The sequence below is a fragment of the Paenarthrobacter sp. CM16 genome (genome assembly GCF_013179505.1).
GTDB lineage: Bacteria > Actinomycetota > Actinomycetes > Actinomycetales > Micrococcaceae > Arthrobacter.
Window position 1 is genome coordinate 1 of sequence record NZ_JABMCX010000608.1, and the last position, 548, is coordinate 548.

The following is a 548-nucleotide window of genomic DNA, read 5'->3' on the forward strand; positions in this document are numbered from 1 at the left end:
GGGCGAACCATGGCCGGACGGCTTCGTGATCTGGACCCGCCTGGCGGTGAACCCCGTGGCCGAGGACGGCCTGGGCAGCATGCCTTCCCGCCCGGTCGCCGTCGCCTGGGAAGTTGCGGAAGACCCGGCGATGCGCCGGGTAGTAGCCCGCGGCGTCGAACATGCCAGGATCGAAACCGCCCACTCGGTGCACGTGGAGCTCAAGGGCCTCCGTCCGGGCCGGGAGTACTTCTACCGCTTCCGTGCCGGGCGGCACGTCAGCGAAGTGGGGCGCACCCTGACCAGTCCGGCGCCCGGTGAAACCCCGGCGGCACTGGCCATGGCCTTTGCCAGCTGCGCCCAGTACGAGCACGGCTATTTCACGGCCTACAAGCGCCTGGCCGAGGACCACCCGGACCTGGTGCTGCACCTGGGCGACTACCTCTACGAGTACAAGAAGGGCAGCTACGTGATCGGCGGCGGCAATCCGCGCGATCATGAGGGCCCCGAAACCAGCACCCTGGCCGGCTACCGCCAGCGGCATGCCCAATACAAGTCCGACGCCGACC

At 69.2% G+C, this 548-nt stretch carries 1 protein-coding gene; it reads left to right on the forward strand.

Annotated elements, in window-relative coordinates:
- Positions 1-548 (forward strand): alkaline phosphatase (locus tag HP499_RS24790; protein ID WP_172326646.1); only part of this gene is annotated, 548 nt, incomplete at both ends.